20 protein-coding genes are annotated in these 19,663 nt (G+C 65.6%); 9 read left to right on the forward strand and 11 right to left on the reverse strand.

Annotation, left to right across the window (positions count from 1 at the left end; translation table 11 throughout):
• The first annotated feature begins 58 nt into the window (after positions 1 to 58).
• Genes ACQPZ2_RS05035 through ACQPZ2_RS05045 form a run of 3 tightly spaced genes read left to right on the forward strand, consistent with a single transcriptional unit; the run spans position 59 to position 1,975 of the window.
• Positions 59 to 1,312, forward strand: coding sequence for an anion permease (locus ACQPZ2_RS05035; RefSeq protein ID WP_433524515.1), 1,254 nt, complete (start codon positions 59 to 61; stop codon positions 1,310 to 1,312).
• A gap of 11 nt (positions 1,313 to 1,323) precedes the next feature.
• Positions 1,324 to 1,605, forward strand: a complete 282-nt coding sequence (locus tag ACQPZ2_RS05040; RefSeq protein WP_433524516.1) for a hypothetical protein — start codon at positions 1,324 to 1,326, stop codon at positions 1,603 to 1,605.
• 13 nt (positions 1,606 to 1,618) lie between these two features.
• Positions 1,619 to 1,975, forward strand: a complete 357-nt coding sequence (locus ACQPZ2_RS05045) for a DUF3349 domain-containing protein (RefSeq protein ID WP_433524517.1) — start codon at positions 1,619 to 1,621, stop codon at positions 1,973 to 1,975.
• Positions 1,976 to 2,105: 130 nt separating this feature from the next.
• On the opposite strand, the gene ACQPZ2_RS05050 is transcribed toward ACQPZ2_RS05045, so the two are convergent.
• From ACQPZ2_RS05050 to ACQPZ2_RS05075, 6 genes are all read right to left on the reverse strand, one after another.
• On the reverse strand, positions 2,106 to 3,521 hold the full coding sequence (locus ACQPZ2_RS05050; protein ID WP_433524518.1) for a glycosyltransferase 87 family protein: 1,416 nt from the start codon (positions 3,519 to 3,521) through the stop codon (positions 2,106 to 2,108).
• 128 nt (positions 3,522 to 3,649) lie between these two features.
• Complete coding sequence (locus tag ACQPZ2_RS05055) at positions 3,650 to 4,477, reverse strand: class II fructose-bisphosphate aldolase (protein WP_433524519.1); 828 nt, start codon at positions 4,475 to 4,477, stop codon at positions 3,650 to 3,652.
• Entirely contained in the window at positions 4,474 to 5,424 is a 951-nt protein-coding gene (locus tag ACQPZ2_RS05060) for a hexose kinase (protein WP_433524520.1), read from the reverse strand. Before ACQPZ2_RS05060 ends, ACQPZ2_RS05055 begins: the two co-directional genes overlap by 4 nt.
• Entirely contained in the window at positions 5,421 to 6,590 is a 1,170-nt protein-coding gene (locus ACQPZ2_RS05065) for an N-acetylglucosamine-6-phosphate deacetylase (protein ID WP_433524521.1), read from the reverse strand. The genes ACQPZ2_RS05060 and ACQPZ2_RS05065 overlap by 4 nt, the downstream gene beginning before the upstream one ends.
• Positions 6,587 to 7,636 (reverse strand): ROK family protein, encoded by a 1,050-nt coding sequence (locus ACQPZ2_RS05070; protein ID WP_433524522.1) that lies wholly within the window; start codon positions 7,634 to 7,636, stop codon positions 6,587 to 6,589. Before ACQPZ2_RS05070 ends, ACQPZ2_RS05065 begins: the two co-directional genes overlap by 4 nt.
• 30 nt (positions 7,637 to 7,666) lie before the next feature.
• Complete coding sequence (locus ACQPZ2_RS05075) at positions 7,667 to 8,581, reverse strand: SIS domain-containing protein (protein ID WP_063046977.1); 915 nt, start codon at positions 8,579 to 8,581, stop codon at positions 7,667 to 7,669.
• Between the two features lie 195 nt (positions 8,582 to 8,776).
• Between ACQPZ2_RS05075 and ACQPZ2_RS05080 the strand changes: the two genes are divergently transcribed.
• From ACQPZ2_RS05080 to ACQPZ2_RS05095, 4 genes are all read left to right on the forward strand, one after another.
• Positions 8,777 to 10,027 carry an extracellular solute-binding protein gene (locus tag ACQPZ2_RS05080; RefSeq protein WP_433524523.1) on the forward strand — a complete coding sequence of 417 codons (1,251 nt, stop codon included), beginning with the start codon at positions 8,777 to 8,779 and terminating at the stop codon, positions 10,025 to 10,027.
• 82 nt (positions 10,028 to 10,109) lie between these two features.
• Complete coding sequence (locus tag ACQPZ2_RS05085) at positions 10,110 to 11,015, forward strand: carbohydrate ABC transporter permease (RefSeq protein WP_387294691.1); 906 nt, start codon at positions 10,110 to 10,112, stop codon at positions 11,013 to 11,015.
• Positions 11,012 to 11,917, forward strand: a complete 906-nt coding sequence (locus ACQPZ2_RS05090) for a carbohydrate ABC transporter permease (RefSeq protein WP_433524524.1) — start codon at positions 11,012 to 11,014, stop codon at positions 11,915 to 11,917. Before ACQPZ2_RS05085 ends, ACQPZ2_RS05090 begins: the two co-directional genes overlap by 4 nt.
• Before the next feature lie 110 nt (positions 11,918 to 12,027).
• Positions 12,028 to 12,681: a TetR/AcrR family transcriptional regulator gene (locus ACQPZ2_RS05095; RefSeq protein ID WP_433524525.1), complete on the forward strand. Its 654-nt coding sequence runs from the start codon at positions 12,028 to 12,030 to the stop codon at positions 12,679 to 12,681.
• A gap of 77 nt (positions 12,682 to 12,758) precedes the next feature.
• Here the strand turns inward: ACQPZ2_RS05095 and ACQPZ2_RS05100 are convergent, their stop codons facing one another.
• On the reverse strand, positions 12,759 to 13,379 hold the full coding sequence (locus ACQPZ2_RS05100; protein ID WP_433524526.1) for a TetR/AcrR family transcriptional regulator: 621 nt from the start codon (positions 13,377 to 13,379) through the stop codon (positions 12,759 to 12,761).
• 112 nt (positions 13,380 to 13,491) lie between these two features.
• Between ACQPZ2_RS05100 and ACQPZ2_RS05105 the strand changes: the two genes are divergently transcribed.
• On the forward strand, positions 13,492 to 14,337 hold the full coding sequence (locus ACQPZ2_RS05105) for an enoyl-CoA hydratase/isomerase family protein (RefSeq protein ID WP_433524527.1): 846 nt from the start codon (positions 13,492 to 13,494) through the stop codon (positions 14,335 to 14,337).
• Positions 14,338 to 14,390: 53 nt separating this feature from the next.
• On the opposite strand, the gene ACQPZ2_RS05110 is transcribed toward ACQPZ2_RS05105, so the two are convergent.
• Together ACQPZ2_RS05110 and ACQPZ2_RS05115 are read right to left on the reverse strand one after the other, a co-directional pair.
• Positions 14,391 to 15,182, reverse strand: a complete 792-nt coding sequence (locus tag ACQPZ2_RS05110; protein ID WP_433524528.1) for a DeoR/GlpR family DNA-binding transcription regulator — start codon at positions 15,180 to 15,182, stop codon at positions 14,391 to 14,393.
• 120 nt (positions 15,183 to 15,302) lie between these two features.
• A complete protein-coding gene (locus ACQPZ2_RS05115; RefSeq protein ID WP_433524529.1) occupies positions 15,303 to 15,875 on the reverse strand; it encodes a TetR/AcrR family transcriptional regulator in 573 nt (190 codons plus the stop codon).
• Between the two features lie 89 nt (positions 15,876 to 15,964).
• Between ACQPZ2_RS05115 and ACQPZ2_RS05120 the strand changes: the two genes are divergently transcribed.
• Positions 15,965 to 17,113 (forward strand): FAD-dependent monooxygenase, encoded by a 1,149-nt coding sequence (locus ACQPZ2_RS05120; RefSeq protein ID WP_433524530.1) that lies wholly within the window; start codon positions 15,965 to 15,967, stop codon positions 17,111 to 17,113.
• 153 nt (positions 17,114 to 17,266) lie between these two features.
• On the opposite strand, the gene ACQPZ2_RS05125 is transcribed toward ACQPZ2_RS05120, so the two are convergent.
• Both ACQPZ2_RS05125 and ACQPZ2_RS05130 read right to left on the reverse strand, forming a co-directional pair.
• Complete coding sequence (locus tag ACQPZ2_RS05125; RefSeq protein WP_433524531.1) at positions 17,267 to 18,625, reverse strand: HEAT repeat domain-containing protein; 1,359 nt, start codon at positions 18,623 to 18,625, stop codon at positions 17,267 to 17,269.
• Positions 18,626 to 18,692: 67 nt separating this feature from the next.
• Positions 18,693 to 19,658, reverse strand: a complete 966-nt coding sequence (locus ACQPZ2_RS05130; protein WP_433527327.1) for a sigma-70 family RNA polymerase sigma factor — start codon at positions 19,656 to 19,658, stop codon at positions 18,693 to 18,695.
• Positions 19,659 to 19,663: the final 5 nt, after the last annotated feature.

Below are 19,663 nucleotides of genomic sequence, written 5' to 3' on the forward strand. Positions count from 1 at the left end.
GTCCCGACAGGCGGCAACCGCATGGCAATCCCGATCCCGAGTGCCGCACACTGGAGGGGTGAGCGCGGACCTATTGGTACTTCTGATCGTCATCGTCACGGCACTCGCATTCGATTTCACCAACGGTTTCCACGACACCGCCAACGCCATGGCGACCTCGATCGCCACCGGCGCACTGCGGCCACGGGTCGCGGTCGCGGTCTCCGCGGTCCTGAATCTGCTCGGCGCATTCCTGTCGGTCGCGGTCGCCGCGACGGTGGCCAAGGGCATCGTCCGGCTCGACGCCGTGCAGGGCGAGGCGCTGATCGTCATCGTGTTCGCTGGTCTGGTCGGCGGCATTCTCTGGAATCTGCTGACCTGGCTGTTCGGCCTGCCGTCGAGTTCCTCGCACGCACTGTTCGGCGGCCTGATCGGCGCCACCATCGCCGCACTCGGCTGGGGCGGGGTGATCTGGGCGCACGGCGCGGACGGCGTGCTGACCAAGATCGTGCTGCCCGCCCTGCTCGCGCCGATCGTGGCCGCGCTGGTCTCCGCGATAGGCACCTGGGGCATCTACCGGGTCACCGGGAATTCCGATCCCGACAAGGTGAACGAGGGCTTCCGCTGGGGCCAGATCGGCTCGGCGTCGCTGGTCTCGCTGGCGCACGGCACCAATGACGCGCAGAAGACCATGGGCGTGATCTTCCTGGCATTGGTCGCGCACGGCACGTTGACCAAGAACGACGAAATGCCGCTGTGGGTAATGGCGGCCTGTGCCGTCGCCATCGCGGCGGGCACCTACCTCGGCGGCTGGCGGATCATCCGCACCCTCGGCAAGGGACTGGTCGAAATCGACTCACCGCAGGGTCTGGCCGCCGAATCGGCTTCCGCCGCCATCATCCTCACCTCGGCCCATTTCGGGCTGCCGCTCTCGACCACCCAGACCGCGACCGGATCCATCCTCGGCACCGGACTCGGCAAGGGCGCGGAGGTGCGCTGGGGTGTGATGGGCCGGATGACGGTCGCCTGGTTGCTGACGCTGCCGCTCGCAGGTCTGGCCGGTGCGAGCTGCTGGGCCATCGCGCATGTCATCGGCGGGCTGCCCGGTGTGCTGGTGGTATTCGCACTGCTGATCGCGCTGTCGTCGGTGATGTACCTGCGGTCGCGGCGGGATCCGGTGGACACCGGCAATGTCAACGAGTGGCCCGGTGACACGCCGGACGCCGGTACCGAGGTTGCGAAGGACGCCATGCCGGTCGTCGAGGACGGGGAACGTGACGTGTCCGCCGGATCGCCCGCGCCGGAAACCGCCAATCGTTCGGCCCAGGTCTGAGGAGGCGCATCGTGCACACACTCGTCACGAATCTGGACGCGCTGTGGAAGGTGACCGTCGCGGGTCTGCTGCTCGGCGCAGGCCTGCCGATCGTCTTCGCCGTCGGGATCCGGCTCTGGTCGGTCGCCGATACGGTGCCCGCGGAACGCGTTGCCGCTCAACGCAATTACCCGGCACTCGTCGGTGCCTACGCCTGCTTCGCGCTGATCGTCGCCGCGATTGTCACCGGGATTCTGTACACCGCTAAGGCATTCCTGGCCGCTCGATTCGGCATCCATCTGTTCGGAGCATGAGAAGGGTGACACCGTGACTGATCCAGCGAAATCTGCCCAGGTCCGGCCGAATCTGCTCGGACGGGTCATCGGCTGGCTGCGAGCCGGTTATCCACAGGGGATTCCGCGGTCGGACTACGTCGCCCTGTTCGCGGTGCTGCACCGCCACCTGACCGATTACGAAGTGGTGGTGATCGCCGAGGAGCTGGTGGACTCGAATCCGGACAGCGAGATCAGCCACGCCGATATCGAAGGGGCGATCGCGCGGATGGCCAAGGAGCAGCCGGACGCGCACGATATCGCCAGAGTCGCTTCACATCTTGCGGCGGGCGGCTGGCCGCTGGCGACCCCACTGACCGATGCCGAATCTTCCGATCCGACAGACTGTTAGCCCGACAGACTGTTAGCGCCGACTGATCGGTTCCCAGACGATTCACAGCTGGTTTGCCAGCATTCTCGAGGTGATCGGAGCAGGATGATCAATGTCGGCGAACGAAGCGGCTCCTTATAAAAGAGGAGCCTTACCCCACGGCTTCCAACTCGCTCGACCCCGGCGGTTCACTGCTCGGACCGTCTTCCCGCCGACCGGCGGCGCCCACCCCTCGCTCGCGCCGCCGGTCCGCGACTTCCTCGTCGGGCAGCTGCACGGTGTTCAGCCGGAGCGGAATCAGCCAGACGATCGCGGCGACCAGCGCGATGGTCGCGAGCAGGGTGTACGAATCGCCGAGTAGGAATTGCCATACCGTCCAACGGAATTCCCGGCCATTGGTCTGCGGTACCTGCCAGATCAGCCCCTGCGGCAGCAGTGGCAGATCCGGATCCCATGCGCCGACCTGGTCGGACTTCAGTGGCCAGGCGAAGACGAACAGGTAGATGAGCCCGGGTACGGCGATCCGGACGGCGAGGGGCCGATGGCGCAGCACGTGGATCAGCCACAGCAGTGCCGGTGTGATCCACACCCAGTAGTGGGTCCAGGAAATCGGCGAGACCAGCAGCATTACCGTGGCCGCGAGCAGTGCGCCCAGCAATTGGTCACCGCGCAGGTGGGCGATCCGCGCGGCCGCCATTCCGGCAAGTCCGAGCAGTCCGGCGCAGACGAACGAAGACGTGGTGTCGCCCCAGGTCGACCATTCCAAGCGGCCGAACATGCCGTTGATCGACTGATTCTGCACATAGGCGAAGCCGATCCGGTTCTGCGAGGTCGTGGTCGTGGTCCAGAACTGCAGCGCCTGGGTCGGCCGGTACCAGAAGCCGATCGCGACCGTGGCGCCGAAGGTCGCCGCGGCCGTCGCGGCGGCCCGGAACTGGCGGGTGATGAGCAGATAGACGATGAAGACCGCAGGGGTCAGCTTCAGTCCGGTCGCGATGCCGATGAGGATGCCCCGATATCGGCTCTCCTTGGGCATGGCGAGATCGGCCAGGACCAAGGCCATCAGGATCGCGCTGAGCTGACCGAACCGGAACGTCTGCTGGACGGGCTCCAACCAGATCGCAGCGCCGGTGACGGCGATGCTCAATGCCAGCAAACCCGTTCCGCGGCGTATTTGCTGGAGTCTGGCGGCGCTCCAGACGCTCACGAACAGCGACACCATGGTGAGCACCGTGACGCCGGTCCCGATGTAGTTGATCGGGAATCGCGACAGTTCGGCGCAGATCCACGCGGCGAAAACCGGATAGAGGAAGGGCAGGCCCATCGGTCCGCGGCCGTCGTACAGCAGCGCGGGATGAGTCGCCGCGGCCGTACCGCCCCACATATAGACCTGTAGATCGATTTGGTGCCAGTACATCTGCCAGTTGGGCCGCACGAACAGCAGCCAGGCGCCGATGGACAGGGAGGCGAATACTATTGCGGCACTGAGCGTTGATTTGTGCGAGACCTCGAGCTGCGTCCCCGCACCGGCAGCGCGCTGTTCTCCTGTTTGCAGGATGACAGCCATGGAGTTGTTATTCCTTCATCAGGTGATACAGCTCTAGCGGACAGCAAATCCTTAGCTAAACTAAAGGCAATCCATCGTATCATCGCTGCCCACCGACGGCTGCCCAAACTTTCCTGGGGTGGTGAGACCTATCGCGTGAGCACCCGCAGCAGATGTTCGACCTCGGACCGGATCGCATCGCGAGCGGGCTGCAGGTACTTGCGCGGATCGGCAATGGTGGGCCCGTCCGCGAGCACGGTCCGAATCGCGTCGGTGGCAACGACATTCAGCCGGGTGGCGATATTGATTTTGGTCATGCCGTGCTCGACGGCGGCCCGCAGACCGGCGTCGGGGACGCCTGAGGAGCCGTGCAGCACAAGGGGGACAGGGACTTTCGTGGCCAGCCGAGCAATCAGGTCGTTATCGAGTTCGGCGGTGCGGGTCTGCATGGCGTGCGAGGATCCGACGGCGACGGCGAGGGCGTCCACACCGGTTGCCGTGACGAATTCGACGGCCTCGTCCGGATCGGTGCGGACGCCGGGGGCGTGCGCACCGTCCTTACCGCCCACCTCGCCGAGTTCGGCCTCGACGAAGACATCGCGGTCGTGACACCAGCGGACGACATCGGCGGTGGCAGCGACATTTTCGGCGTAGCGGAGGGTGGAGCCGTCGTACATGACCGAGCGGATACCGAGGTCGATCGCGGTGCGAATGAGTTCGAACGACGTGGCATGGTCCAGGTGCACGGCGATATCGGCGCTGCTGTCGGCGGCAATGCTCGCGCAGGCCAGCGCGATCGGGGCGAGATTGCCGTGGTAGCGCACCGTATTCTCCGAAAGTTGGAGCAGCACTGGCCGATTCGCCGCCTCGGCGGCCGCGGCGATGGCCTCGGCGTGTTCGATGGTGATCACATTGAAGGCGCCGAGACCGCCCGGGCGGGCGGCCGCGATCAGGTCCGCGACAGGTCTCGAGGTCATGGGGAGGTCTCCTGCGGGGTGGCTAGTCGTTCGACGATCACCGTCGGTGCGATCTGGGTGCGCATGCGGCGGTCGATTTCACCGGCGACCGGGATGACGACCGCGGCGGCCGAGGTGGCGACGGCATCTACCAGAACGGCGGGCCAGTCGGGGGTGTCCTTCGCATCCGACAGGGCCGCGATCACCGCGGCTGTCGCGGAATCGCCCGCGCCGGTGGGATTTCCGGCGAGTGGTTCGGGCAGGGCCGCCGACCACGCGCCCTCGGCGGTGACCACGACCATGCCCTCGGCGCCGCGGGTGGCGAGGACGGCGCGCACACCGCGTTCGATGAGCGGCAGTGCGGCCGTGACGACTTCGTCCGGGGTCACCGGGACTCGTCCGGTGAGGCGTTCCAGCTCTTCGGTATTCGGCATCAGCACGATGCCGGGGACCTGCGCGGCCAGGCGCAGTGACTCGCCGTCGACATCACAGACGGTCGGGACACCGGCGGCGATGGCGGTGCGCGCGATTTCGGCGGGCAGGCCGTGGGCGATGCCGCCCGGCAGTGATCCCGAGATGACGAGGCCGTTGATATCGGGCAGCATGCCCGAAACACGGACCGAGAGCTGTTCGGCGGCATGCGGATTCGACACCCGTGCACCCGGCTCCCACAGTGCGGTCGCGGTGCCGTCGCCCGATTCGCTGATCACCACCGTGCGCCGGACCCAGGGCAGTGCGTGCACGAAGTCGACCGGCATCTCCAGCTCGGCGGCGGCCGCGAAGGCGTGGTCGGAGAATCCCGTTGCCCTGGCATATTTCCCGAGCTGATTGAGCACCCGGGTCACATTGATGCCCTTGCCGCCGATGCGCTGCTCGACCGAACGGACCCGATGGGCCTGGCCGCGCTCGAAATGCTCTACCCGGTAGGTCATGTCGTAGGCGGGATTCATTGTCACGGTGAGGATCACGTCAACAACTGTCCACGTCTGAGCACCCGGCGCAACTGTAGATTGTCATCGACTATCAGCAGGTCGGCGAAATGGTCGGTCCTGAGGTCGCCCACATCGGCCAGTCCTGCCGCCGCGGCCGGAACCGAAGTGGCGGCGATCACCGCCTCGCGCAGTGGCACACCGCATTCTCGGACGGCCCAGGCGAGGCAGCGCAGGAGGTGGGCGGTGCCGCCCGCGATGGACCCATCGGCTATCCGGGCCACGCCATCGGCGACGTGCACGACTTGCGGACCGAGCTGATATTCGCCGTCTGGCATGCCCGCTGCCTGCATCGCGTCGGTGATAAGCGCGACCCGTTCGGGTGCGGTCGCGAAAACCAAAGCGCCGAAACCGGAGTCGACATGTACGCCGTCGCCGATCAGCTCGACGACGACCTGGCGTTGCGCCGCGGCGACGAGTGCGGCGGCCGCCGGACCTGGCGTTCGGTGATGCAGTGGCGGCATTCCGTTCGCCAAGTGCGTGACCAGACTGCCGAAACCGCTGGGGCGCAGTGCCTGTCGGAACCGGGTGAAATCGGTATCGCTGTGGCCGAGCGACACCACCACATCGGCGTCGGAAAGACGTTGGGCGACCTTGTCGAATCCCGGCAGCTCCGGGGCGAGCGTCATGACCCGCAGATGTCCGTCGGCGGCAGCGAGCAGCTGTTCGGTCAGCTCGAGATCGGGATCGCGCAGATATCGGGGATCCTGTGCACCACACCGTGCGGCGGCCAGAAACGGTCCCTCGGCATGGATTCCGCCGATGGTGCCCTCCGCCGCCAAGGATCGCAGCGCAGCGACCTGCGCGATCATGTCGGGCGCGGCGCCGGTGACAACGCTGGCCAGCACGGTGGTGGAGCCGTGCGTGTGATGGAACTCGGCGGCCGCGCGGGCCTCGGCGCCGTCGACGGTGTCGAACCGATGGCCGAAGCCGCCGTGGTTGTGAATATCGACGAGGCCGGGCAGTACCGTCCCGGAAAATGGCGGCACTATCGAATCCGGATGTGCGGCGACCCAGTCCGCGAGTGATCGCACTCGATCGATGCGGCCCGCGCGTATGGACACGACGCCGTCGTCGAATTCGGATGTCGCCGATACGATCCGTCCGCGAAGCTCGAGACTCGTGCTGGTCTCGACGCGAGTCACGTGAGCGCTCCCTGTCTGGCGAACAGTGCCGCACCCATGAGCCCCGCGCGAACACCGAACTCGCCGAGCACCACCCGCGGCGCGGGCACCACGCGCAGGCGTTCGGCAATGGTGTGGTGCAGGGGTTCGGTCAGCGCGGGTCCGGCCCCGGCCAGGCCGCCGCCGAGAATGATCAGTTCGGGACAGGCCGCATGGATGAGGCCGAGCAGTCCGTCGGCAAGTGCGCTGATCGCTTCGGCGACCACGGCCTTGGCATCGGGATCGGTCTCCAGTATCGCGAAAACATCTGCCGCGCTCGCTGTTTCGTGACCGGTTCGCTTCGCGTAGGCGCGGGCGATGGCCGCGCCGGACGCCACGGTCTCCACGCAGCCGATATTGCCGCAGGGGCAGCGCAATCCGTCGGCGTGCCGCACCGGGATGTGTCCGTACTCGCCGGTCTGCCCGTACGCGCTGCGCATCAAACGGCCGCCGACGGAAAGGGTGCCGCTGATGCCGGTGCCAAGAATGACCACGCAGACGTCATCGTGGCCGCGCCCGGCGCCGAAACGCCATTCGGCCCAGCCCGCCACCGCGACATCGTGCTCGATCAGCACCGGCATGCCCCAGCGCTCGGTGAACCGATCGCCGATGTGCACATCGCGCCAACCGACATTGCTGCTGAATACCGCGATCGAACGGACCGGATCGACGATGCCCGGCAGTAGTACCGCCGCGCGCGCGACGCGGTCGCGCTGGTCATCGGTCAACTCCGCCAGCAGTTGATCGCCGAGTGCTCCCATGGCTTCGAAGGCCGCCTCGCCCTGCGGCGTTGCCACCACACCCGAGGCGAGCACCGTGCCCGCGGCATCGGTGACCTCACCTTTCATCGTGGTGCCGCCGACATCGAGGCCGAGCACCAGCAGATCATCGGTCAACGCCGTGACCGGTTGCTGTTGCGCAACCGGCCCCGGCGCTGCCGCGGCGTCCGGCACCGCCGAGGTCGCCACGTCCGTGCGGTCCGCGAGATCGTCGCGGTGCACGGTGGTCGGGGGCTGTTCCTTTCCCATATCCGCACAGTAGTTCCTGGTAGCGACCGCTCACCGATCCAGAACGACGGAACGGTTGAGGTTGCGCGGATGATCCGGGTCGAGCCCTTGGTCGGCGGCGCGCAGTACACAGAGCTGGTGCACCCGCACCAGATCGGCCATCGGATCGATATCGCGATGTTCGAAGTGCGCTCCGGTGACGGCCACGTCCTGCGCGAAATTGGGGACAAGCGGTCCGAAGGCCCAGACGGCGCGGCCGGGAGTGGAGATGCTGATCGGTCCGTGCCGGTATTCGGTCTGCAGATACGACTCGGTCCAGGACTGGCAGGATTCGCGCAGCTTGAGCCCCGCCTCCTCGGCGATCGCGGCCGCGAAACCCATTCCGACGAAGCTGATCTGCTCGGCCCGACGCACGTCGGCCAGTGCCGTAGCCGGATCCTCGGCGAGTACGGCCCTGGCCTGCTCGATGGCCGGACGCAGATCCTCGCCGAGATGCCAGCGCAGAATCGCCAGCGCGGTTGTCGCGAAACGGGTCTGCACCACCGACTGCTCGTCGACCTCGTCGATCAGAATCGGATCGCCGAGGTCGAGCACCGGGGTGCCCGGACTGCTGCAGATGACAGTGCGCGGAATGCGCGCCGGTATCGCCCGCATCGCATCGACCACCTCGGTGGTGGTGCCGGAGCGGCAGATAACTAGGTAGCGGTCGTAATCGCGATCGCCGCGGACCTCGCTCGCGGGCCAGGCATCGGTAATGCCCTGCCCCGAACTCTCGCGCAGTGATGCGATGGCACGGGACATGAACAGCGAAGTACCGCAACCGATGACGGCGACACGCTCACCCGGTTGGGGCAGCACGGCGCGGTGCTCGGCGGCGGTGGTCTCGGCGCGAACCCAGTCGTCCGGCTGGGTGGCGACTTCGGCGGCCAGATGAGTCACGGGGGTGGGGTGAGCGGAAATCGGCACAACAACAGGATCACTCTCGGTGATCGTTCATGTCAAATTTACGAGCAAATCAGTCACATGTGATCACAGTTGGGTCTAGCCTCTATCCGTAGCGAATGCTTGCAGGTCGCTCGAAAGGATCGGCTCGAGCGATTCGTTCGCTCCATCATCGGCGCTTCAGTAGCGCCCGGAGTGAAAATTTGAAAGGTTCTGCTCGTGAAAAGACACCTCCACGGCGTCCTCGCGGGGATCGCGATGGTCACCGGCCTCGCGCTCGCCGTCTCGTCCTGTGGTTTCGGCTCCAAGGATTCGGCCGACTCCGATACGACGATCAACTTCCTGGCTCCCGCCTACAGCGACGGTGCCAATGGCACGAAGGCGCTGTGGGACCGCATCATCGACGACTTCCAGAAGCAGAACCCCGGCTACAAGGTCAACCTGCAGATGGAGTCATGGGAGTCGATCAACGATGTGGTGAAGACCAAGCTGCAGTCCAAGTCCACCACCCCGGATCTGCTGAATATCGACGCCTACGCCAGCTTCGCCGGTGACGGCATGCTCTATCCGGTATCCGAGGTCGTCTCCCCGAATGTGCTGTCGGATGTGCAGCCCGGCTTCGCCAAGAACGCCTCGCTGAACGGCACGCAGTATGCGATGCCGCTGTTCGCCTCCACCCGCACCCTGTTCTACAACACCGACCTGTTCGCGAAGGCGGGGGTGAGCACGCCGCCCAAGACCTGGGCCGAACTGACCGATGCCGCCAAGAAGATCCAGGCGCTCGGCGGCGGTGTTTCCGGCTACGGTCTGCCGCTGGGCAGTGAGGAATCGCAGGCCGAGACGTCGCTGTGGACCTTCGGTGCCGGCGGCAACTGGTCCGATGGCGACAAGATCACCGTGGATACCCCGCAGAACCTGGAGGGGGTCAAGGCTATGCGGGAGATCTTCGACGCCGGTGTCACCCAGCCGAATCCGGGTGCGACCAACCGCAAGGACGTCATCAATTCGTTCATCCAGGGCAAGGTCGGGATGATCGAGGGGCTGCCGCCCACCATCGCCCAGATCGCCGATAAGAATCCGGGTCTGAAGTACGCCACCGCGCCCACGCCGACCAAGGACGGTGCGCCCGTCACGCTGGGCGTGGCCGATCACCTGATGGCATTCAAGAAGGACGGCAAGAAGGCCGAGACGATCAAGAAGTTCCTCGACTTCTTCTACTCGGCGAATGTGTACTCGAACTTCGTCAAGAACGAGCACTTCATCCCGATCACGACCAGTGCCACCGCCGTGCTCGCGGACGACCCGGTGACCAAGGCCTTCGCGGCGACCCTGCCGGTGGCCAAGTTCTACCCGAGCAACAACCCGAAATGGGCTGCGGTGCAGGGCGCCATGCATCAGCAGATGGGCACCATCGCCCAGGGTGCGGACCCGGCACAAGTGTTGCAGCGGATTCAGGAAGCAGCGAAATAGCGTGGGGCGCCCAGCGGACCGAGCGATGGGCCCGGAGGAGGTAGCGCAGCGTGACCCCGCAGGGCCCCGGGAGGGCCGCAAATTGAACGGAGCAACCCGGGTACTTTCAGGGAAGAACTCGACACTGCGGGCCGTCCCCTGGATCGGGCCGACTCTGGTGCTGATCGCGGCGATTGTCGCGTTCCCGGTCGGCTATATGGTCTGGACCAGCACCCGGGACCTGAGCGCCTACGGACAGGACCGCGGTCCCGCTGGACTGGCCAACTACCGAAACCTGTTCGATATCAGCGAATTGGGATCGGTATTGGCGCATACCGTGGTCTGGGTGGTCAGCGTCGTGCTGATCACCCTGGTGCTCTCGGCGGGGCTGGCGCAGTTCCTGAACAAGGACTTCCCGGGACGCACCGCGGTGCGGATGGCGATCCTGGTCCCGTGGGCGGCCTCGGTCGTGATGACGACGACCATCTTCTATTACATGCTCGATCCCGATGTCGGCATCGCCAACCGGTTCCTGGTCGATATCGGGCTGCTGGACCGGGGCTACGGCTTCACCAAGCAGCCGACGCCCGCCTTCCTGGTGGCGATCGGCGTCGCGGTCTTCGTCTCGATCCCGTTCACCACCTACACGATCCTGGCCGGGCTGCAATCGATTCCGGCCGAGATCGATGAGGCGGGCCGGGTAGACGGCGCGAATGCGTGGCAGCGCTATCGGCATCTCACCCTGCCGCAATTGCGTCCGGCGATCGCGGTGGCGACGATCATCAACATCATCAATGTGTTCAACTCGCTGCCCATTCTGCAGGTGATCACCGGCGGTATCGCGGGCTTCGGTGCGGATACGACAACGACGTTGACCTTCAAGCTGATTCGTCAGAACCAGCAGCTCGACACCGCCGCCGCCATGAGCGTGCTCAACTTCGCGCTGATCGTGGTCATCATCGCGATCTATGTGAAGGTCATCAAGCCGACCCAGCAGGTGGACGCATGACGACACAGGCCGACATTCACATCGAAGGTGTGGACATCCCGCCGGAGGCAACGGTTGACGAGGCTCCGACCGGCCGAACTCGGCGGCGGCGGTGGGAACTCACCGCGGTCGGGGTGGTGCTTGCCGTCATCTTCCTGACCCCGTTCGTGGTGATGGTGCTCGGCTCGCTGAAGAGCCGCGCCGAAATCCTGCGCATCCCGCCGACGTATCTGCCCGAGACCTGGCATCCGGACAACTACTCCACCATGTGGGACACCCCGGAGACGCCGCTGCCGTACAACCTGGTGAGCACGATAGTCATCTCGGTCTGCGCCACCTTGCTGGTGCTCTTCGTGGCCATCCCGGCCGCGTATTACACGGCCCGGCACAAATTTCCGGGACGCGCGATATTCCTCGCGCTGGTGCTGGTCACCCAGATGTTGCAGCCGACGGTATTGGTGACCGGCCTGATCCGGCAGTTCTTCACCCTCGGCATCAATGACACCTGGCTGGCCATGATCCTGGTGAACGCCGCGTTCAACCTCTCGTTCGCGGTGTGGATCCTGCACAGCTTCTTCGCCGCCATTCCTGTGGAGATCGAGGAGGCCGCGCAGCTCGACGGTCTGAGCCGCTGGCAGATCCTGGTCCGGGTGAGCCTGCCGCTGGTCTGGCCGGGCATCGTCACCGCGACGATTTTCGTGGTGGTGGCCTGCTGGAACGAATTCGCGGCGAGCCTGGTGGTGCTGACCACGCCGGAGAACCAGCCGCTGTCGGTGGCGCTGACCAAATTCGTCGGGCAGTACGACACGGCGTGGCAGTACGTGTTCGCGATCTCCACGGTGGGCGTCGTTCCGGTGGTCATCCTGTTCGCCTTCATCGAGAAGCGCCTGGTCGCGGGGCTTACCGCGGGCAGCGTCAAGTAATCGTCGGACGGCGGGCGGTCTTGTGCCCCCGCCGTTTTCGACGATGAACGCGTAGGCCGCCGGAAGTCCGTGCGCCGGGGTAGGCGCTTCCGGCCGGTAGCATCGAATCCGTGGCACGGCAGGATGACGAACGCAAGGAGGGCCGCAATTACGGCGGGCTGTCCAAGGAGCAGCGGGTAGCTCAGCGGCAGGCGCGACTCATTGATGCCGCGCTGGAATTATTCGGCACCCAGGGCTATGCGGCCACCTCGATCGAACGGCTGTGTGCCGTCGCGAATGTTTCTACCCGTAGTTTCTACGAAGATATGGGCAGTCGCGAGGCCTTGTTGATCGCGCTGGTCAATCGCATTACCTCGCATGCGGTCGAACGAGCGCTGGAAAGTATGTCGAAGACAGCGGGCCAACCGCTTTCGACGCGGGTCGTCGATAGTTTTCGGGCCTATCTCGAGGTGACCTGCGCCGATCATCGGTCGGCGCGGGTGTGTTACGTCGAAGTGGTCGGCGTCAGTTCGGCCGTGGAGGATTGGCGCAGGCAGCAGCGCCGCCTGCTCTCATCGCTGCTGATCAGCGAGGCGGAGCGAGCCGTCGAGCGCGGCGAGACCAAGGCGCGCCGGTTCGATCTGTTCGCGCTCGCGGTGATCGGCGCGGTGAATTCGCTGGCCCAGGAGTTGGTGCGGACCACCCATCCCGATACCGAGGTGTCACTCGATGAAATATGCGAGGAGATCGCGTATTTCGTGAATTCCGGGCTTGCGTTGAACTGATTCGGTAATCCCACCCCGGGGCTTCGCCGGATGCGTTGCCGGGGGCGGGATCTCGCGCAGATCTTGATGTGGCCGCGTCAGCTTACCGAGTCGAGCTGGACCACATCGTTGTCCGGATGCCGCGCGGCGAGTCCCTCGACGAACAAAGTCAAGAAGCGTTCCGAGTCGAGTGCGGAGTCGGCCGCCGGTCGTGCCAGCCATGCCGCAGCGTTGGCGGTGGCCAGCAGCTCATCAATGCGCAGATCCGACCTCACCTGCCCGGATTTCTGGGCTCGATCCAGTAGCTCGGACGCACTGGCTCGAAGACGCTCGCACCCGTCGTGCAGCGGCGAATCGGGTTCTCGTAGTGCTTCCGACACCGAGTCGGGCAGTCCGTCGTACCAGCTCAACGCGTCGACGAGGGTGCGTGTCCAGGCCCAGAGGCCTGCTGCCGGATCCGAATTCGCCGCCAGTTCCCGCGCGCGGGCGGCCAGACGGTCGAACCCTTCGCTCAGCAATGCTTCCAGCAGTGCCTCGCGGGTGGGGAAGTGACGGTAGAGCGTCGCGATATTCACCCCGGCCGTGCGCGCGACCTCGCGCAGCGAGGCGCCGGTTCCCTGTGCGGCGAAGACCTGCTGGGCCGCATGCATCAGCTGCTGACGATTGCGTCTTCCGTCCACCCGCATCCCGGTGCCGGAATCCTGATCTCGGCCGTCCACGAACTCCGCCCTTCTCCTAGGTCACACGACACTTGCTAAACGAAGCACTGCTTCGTATATTCGAAGCAGTGCTTCACTTAGCGCAGTCTATCCCACCGATGTGAGGTGTTCGATGCCCGAAGAACTCGATGATTGGCACACGCAATTCGGCGGTTTCGTCGCCCGTCCGGACTTCGATGCCTATGCCGAGAAGTACTCCGACTATTTCGTGATGCAGCGCCGGGACGGGATCATCGAGCTGCGCATGCACACCGACGGCGGACCCGCCCGCTTCGGCTGGGCCACCCACAACGCGTGGGCGCAGGCATGGCAGGAGATCGGCAACGATCCAGACAACGAGGTGCTCATCCTCACCGGGACCGGAGCGCAGTGGCTCGGACTGCCCGCAACCCACTCCGCTGATCTGGCGCAGGCAGCCAAGGGCCTCGTCCAGGGTGAACGCCCGAAACACTTCGGCTACGAGCACAGTTACTACGACGCGACCAAGCTGGTGGAGAACTTCGTGTTCGGCATCGATATCCCCACCATCGCCGCGATCAACGGGCCGAGCGTGGCGCACACCGAGTTCGCGCTGCTGTGCGATATCACCCTGGCTGCGGAAACGGCCACCATCATGGACCCGCACCTGCTCGTCGGAACCGCGCCCGGAGACGGTCAACAGCTCACCTTGCAGGAGCTCATCGGCACGAAAAGGGCTGCTTACCACATGTATACAGGCCTGCCCCTCGGCGCCAGGCAGGCACTCGAACTCGGCCTGGTCAATGAGGTGCTGCCCACGGATCGGCTGTTGCCCCGTGCCTGGGAAATCGCGGCAGCGATCATGCGAGCCCCCCGCACTGCCCGACGGATGACCCACGCGATCGCGCAGCGTCCATGGAAACGCCGCCTGGTCCAGGATCTCGGATTCGGTGTCGCGCACGAAATGTTCGGCATCTCCGCCGACGGAATCGCGCGGTGATCGGTCGGGCCGACGCCTCACCAACCTGGTCGTGGATCGGCCCTAAACCGGCCCTAAACCACGTCCACGCGAACCCCCGTCCCTCGAATCGTCGCCACCGCACTCGGATCCGCATCCGAATCCGTCACCAGCACATCGACCTGCTCGATCCCGCAGATCCGAGCCAATGCCGAGCGTTCCAGTTTGTCCGCGGTGGCGACAACCATCACCTGCCCGGACCGCCGCACCATCTCGGTGGTCACCCCCGCTTCGTCGATATGCCGACACTGCGCGCCACCCTCGGCGGAGATCGCATTGACGCCGAGAATCAGTGCATCCAAACGCAATTCGGCCAATGCCCGCTCGGCCAGCGGCCCGTGCAGCTCATAGGATTCCCGCCGCGCCACCCCGCCCAGCACGATCGTCCGCATATGCGGTCGCAGCACCATTTCACCCGCGATATTGAGCGCATTGGTGACGATGGTCAGTTGATCGCCAGCGGCATTCGCCAAATCTGCGCGCCCGGCCAATGCCCGCGCCACGGCGGTCGTCGTTGTCCCGCCGTTCATCCCGACTACCGCATTCGGTTCGATAAGTCCCGCAGCATGTTCCGCGATCCGCTGCTTCGCCTCGTCCGCACCCTGCCGGTAGCGCGCGGGCAGATCGTAGGCGACCGAAGTCGCGACCACACCGCCGTGCGTTCGGGTCGCCAACTGCTGTTCGGCGAGTGCGGTGAAGTCGCGGCGCACCGTCGCCGGGGAAACCCTGAGGCGTTCGGCGGCTTCTTCTACCGAGAGCCGCCCGGTTTCGGCGAGCAGTTCCAGCAGTCGGTTCCATCGCTGCGGCCGGTCCGTCGGTCCGGTCATTTCATATCTTCCCGCCCACGCGGACGACCTGCCGTTTTTCCATGCACGTGAACAATCTGACCACAGGCGCGTGCCGACGGTAGAGATTCGGCCGCCGTATTGCCAAGCCGGACATCTTCATCACCGCGCCCGCAACCCATCGAGCACGAGGTCGACCACCCGGCGAACCGCTTCCGGATACGACTCACCGGCCCGGGCGTAGATCTGCAACGTCATCAGCCCGGCCACCTCGCCGGGCTCTATATCGGCGCGCATCGCACCGGCGGCCTGCGCCTGCCTGGTCATCCGCGAGACCGACTCGACAATCCGCCCCCGCACCTCGTGCAACCGCGGATCGGTCTGGATCTCGGCATGCAGATTCGGCTCGATTGCCGACGCCAGCGCCCCGACCCGGCGCTGCGCACACTCGTGCAGAAACCGCGAAAGCGCAGGCCACGCCGAGCCCTCCTGCTCCAATGCGGTCGCCGCCAATTGGGCCAGATCCGTGAGGTAGGACTGGGCCGTCTCGGCGATCAATGCATCCCGATCCGGGAAGTGCCGATACAGCGTGCCGACACCCACGCCCGCCCGATCCGCGATCTCCTTCATCGGCACATCGACCCCTTGCTCCCGGAAGGTCACCAGCGTCGCGGCAATGATCTGGTCCCGGTTGTTCCTGGCGTCTGCCCTCTTCGGACCGGTCGTCGCGCTCACCTCCAAGTTTAAGTGGACGAAATCCTTCCGCTTACTGTACGCTCCGCTTAACCGGACGAAATTCGTCCACTTAGCCGAAAGGTGTTGTCATGAACAAGACGGTTCTGATCTCCGGCGCGGGCATCGGCGGCTCGACCCTGGCGTACTGGCTGGCCGGCCGTGGCTTCCAGGTCACGGTGGTCGAGCGGGCGACGGGTCGACGCTCCAGCGGAAATCCGGTCGACGTCAAGGGGCCCGCCATCGATGTGGTCGAGCGCATGGGCATCATGCCGCAACTGCGTGCCGCGAATTCCGCTGTGTCCCAGATGAATTTCGTCAATGCGAGCGGCCGCCGCGTCGCCCGGGTCGACCTGAAGGCCTTCCAGGGATCGGCGGGCGACCGCGAAGTCGAGGTCCCGCGAGCCGATCTCGCCGCGATCCTGCTCGACGCGAGCCGTGACAATGCCGAATTCCTTTGGGGCGACAGCATTACCGGCCTGACACAGCACACCGGCGGTGTCGACGTCACCTTCGAACACGCCCGACCCCGCCGCTTCGACTTCGTAATCGGCGCGGACGGCCTGCATTCGGTGGTGCGCCGCCTGACCTTCGGCGACGAATCCGAATTCGTCCGGCATATGGGCATCTACATCGCCACCATCCGGCTCGATGAACCATTCGGCAGCGACCGCGAAGTTCTCATCTACAACACACCGGGACGGGCACTGTCGGTGCACCCGACCAAGGGGCGCGCCCTCGCGGCATTCATGTTCCGGCACAAGGGCGTACCCGGTTTCGACCACCGCGATACCGAACTGCACAAGCGCCTGGTCATCGAGGCCTTCACCGATCAGGGCTGGCGGGTCCCCGAATTGCTGGATCGCGTCCGCGACACCGACGACCTGTTCTTCGACTCCGTCAGCAAGGGCGAGCTGCCACGCTGGTCGGATGGACGCATCGCCCTGCTCGGTGACGCCGCATCCTGCGTCTCGCTGTTCGGCGACGGCTCCACCCTCGCGATCGCCGGTGCGTACACGTTGGCGGAGGAACTTGCGGCCACACCGGAGGACCACGAGGCGGCATTCCAGCGGTACGAGACCCGGCACCGGGTGCTGGTCGATCCTAAACTCAACGGCGTTGCCACTGCGGCGTCGATGCTCATTCCGGCGACGAAGGCCGGAATTGCACTGCGCAATACCGCGACTCGGGTCCTCCCCGCTGTCACGGCTGTCCGCGATCGGGTCCGGTGCGCCGCTTGAAATTCACCATCGTGGGGCCATACAGCGGGTATCGCTATTACTCAACCACGAGAGACAGCCCTCTCCGGTCGAGCGATCGATAACCTTGCCGGGCAATCTGTGACCGGTGCGGGAGCCCGGAACCTTGATTCGGATTGTCCTCGAAACACGGCGCTAGCAGGCCGCATTGACGGAGTTTTCGATGCTGAAGGCGCCGCGGTGCCCCAGGCGACGCCCGCAGGCGGTCAGTGCCAGCACGCCGTACCCTCGAGTATGGGTGTCGGCGCCGATTCGCGACGGATCGACCGAGGTGCGTCCGGCGATCAGCATTGGTCTCACTGTGTCGGGAATTCCGTTTTGCGGCCGGAACGTGTCTTCGGTCTCGGTCGAAAAGCCGGTCTCTGCTGCGTGTCCCGGGCCGGATTGCATCGGCTCGATGTATTCGCTCCAGTCCCGGTAGTAGTAGCGCAGCACCTTGCCGTGCTCTGCCAGGCACCATCCCCACCAGTCGCCGCCGCCGCTTTCGTAGTTCTGGCCGTACCAGTGCGCCTGCCCGAACTGTTCGCTCAGGGCCGCGCAGCGGGCTTGCCGCTGCTGGTGTTCGCGGCCGTCCGAGGTGTAATCGCCCTCGATGTCGAGCAGCCGGTTCAACTCGTGATCGTGGCGAGCGAGTTCTCCATCGGCAAGGGGCGTGCCGAACACGAGGGTCCAACCGTCGAGCACGGGACTCACATACATCCGGGCGCAATCGGCATGCTCGTCGTAAGCGGTGCGGCTGTGTCTCGAGTCGTGGCCCCGCCAGGTGTCGGTGCCTATCGACCAGGTCACCGCCACCGGATCGGACAGGTCGAACGCATCCAGTACCGCGGCCCGGTCCGTGGTTTCGATGGCATACCAGCCATCCTGCGGGACAAAGGGTTCGGGAACGTCTGCCGCGATCTTGGCCCGCATCAGCCGGGACAATACCGCCGGGTCGCGTGATTCTGGTGTGTCCCAGCCGATCTGGATGAGCGCCGACAGTGCGTGCCGCCGCTCGGGCGTTCGAGAGCTTCGGACCCGGCGCAACAACGGCACCGCGGAACGACCCAGTCGGCCGAATGCGTCGATCGCGTCGTCACGCACCCGCTGCACCGGATCCGCCAGCAACGGCACCAGTAAGGGCGCGTACTCACTGCGGCGACGGTAACCGAGCACGAAGGCGCTGCCCGCTCGCACCTCCGCGGCTTCGCTGCACACCTGGAGCGCGAAATCCGAGGTATCCGAAGCCGCCGCGATACCCAATGCCTGACAGCACAACTCGACGGCGTCCGGAGTCTGCGCGATCGCGAGTTGCACGATCAGCGGGCGATAGGCGACGGGCCCGAACCGCCGCAGCACCGCGATGACGCCCGAGCGGTCGAGCCACGAATCCGGATCGACCAGCTCGTCGAGTAGTGGCTCGATCACGTAGTCACCCGCGGCCACCATCGCTTCCACCGCCTCATCTCGCAGCGAGGCATCGGCGAGCGCTGCTGCGGCGGTTTGCAGGTCCACGCACCGTTCCTACCATCCGCCGCGGACAAGCTCGACAATCCAGCCGACCCGACCTTCGAAGAACGGTTCAGAGAGTGGCCGGTAGGCCGAAGCCGGGGAAGAGGGTGGCATCCAGGAAGACCGTGATTCGGTCGATGGCCGCGTCGCGGAGGGTGAGTAGGTGGATGGAATGTGCGTGGTAGGTGTCGGTTTCGTCGCGGCGGTAGTAGGCGATCGCGGGTTGGGTGTTGGCGGAGGTCGGGATTGCGCGCCACTCGCCGGGTGTGGAACCGCACTTGTCGGTGAAGAATTCGACGACGTGGGCGCGGCCGGCGAACCAGAGGAGGGCGGGCGGCATTTCGAGGACGACATCGTCGCGTAGGAGTTCGGCGAAGGAAGCCATGTCGGCATTGCCGAAGGTGGTAACGTATCGGTCGATCATCGCGCGTTCGTCCGGGCTCAACGATTCCGATATGCGGTCGAGCATGGGGGCGTCTTTCTCCAATTGGGCGTGGGCGCGTTGCAGTGCGCTGTTGACCGCGGCGGTAGTGGTTTCGAGCAGGTCGGCGACTTCGGCCGCGGACCAGGCGAGTACGTCGCGCAGGATCAAGACCGCGCGCTGCCTGGCGGGTAGATATTGCAGGGCCGCGATGAATGCGAGCCGGATGCCGCTGCGGGCCGCGATCACGGTTGCCGGATCGTCGGCGGCGGTGCCGAGCAGGGCATCGGGAATCGGTTCCAGCCAGGGGATTTCGGGATGGCGCTCCGGTTTGGTGACCACGGTATCGCTGGGCCCGCCGAGTCCGGTGGGCAGCGCCCGCCTGCCGCGCTGTTCGAGCGCGGTCAGGCAGGCGTTGGTGGCGATCCGATACAGCCAGGTGCGCAGCGACGCCCGCGCTTCGTCATAGCGATCGGCTGCGCGCCATGCTCGCAGCATCGTCTCCTGCACCAGATCCTCGGCGTCATGGATCGAGCCGAGCATCCGATAGCAGTGCGCGAGGAGTTCGGGCCGATAGGGCGCGGTGCGCGCCGCGAAATCCGCACTGACCGTCATGGGTG

Origin of the sequence: Nocardia pseudovaccinii, assembly GCF_050942345.1 — a bacterium.
Classification (GTDB): domain Bacteria; phylum Actinomycetota; class Actinomycetes; order Mycobacteriales; family Mycobacteriaceae; genus Nocardia; species Nocardia pseudovaccinii.

Excerpts from the sequence above, each read along its gene's own strand:
- ACQPZ2_RS05050 (WP_433524518.1), bottom strand. The coding sequence starts at position 3,521 with ATGGCTGTCATCCTGCAAACAGGAGAACAGCGCGCTGCCGGTGCGGGG.
- ACQPZ2_RS05055 (WP_433524519.1), bottom strand. The coding sequence starts at position 4,477 with ATGACCTCGAGACCTGTCGCGGACCTGATCGCGGCCGCCCGCCCGGGC.
- ACQPZ2_RS05070 (WP_433524522.1), bottom strand. The coding sequence starts at position 7,636 with ATGGGAAAGGAACAGCCCCCGACCACCGTGCACCGCGACGATCTCGCG.
- ACQPZ2_RS05090 (WP_433524524.1), top strand. The coding sequence starts at position 11,012 with ATGACGACACAGGCCGACATTCACATCGAAGGTGTGGACATCCCGCCG.
- ACQPZ2_RS05105 (WP_433524527.1), top strand. The coding sequence starts at position 13,492 with ATGCCCGAAGAACTCGATGATTGGCACACGCAATTCGGCGGTTTCGTC.
- ACQPZ2_RS05110 (WP_433524528.1), bottom strand. The coding sequence starts at position 15,182 with ATGACCGGACCGACGGACCGGCCGCAGCGATGGAACCGACTGCTGGAA.
- ACQPZ2_RS05120 (WP_433524530.1), top strand. The coding sequence starts at position 15,965 with ATGAACAAGACGGTTCTGATCTCCGGCGCGGGCATCGGCGGCTCGACC.
- ACQPZ2_RS05130 (WP_433527327.1), bottom strand. The coding sequence starts at position 19,658 with ATGACGGTCAGTGCGGATTTCGCGGCGCGCACCGCGCCCTATCGGCCC.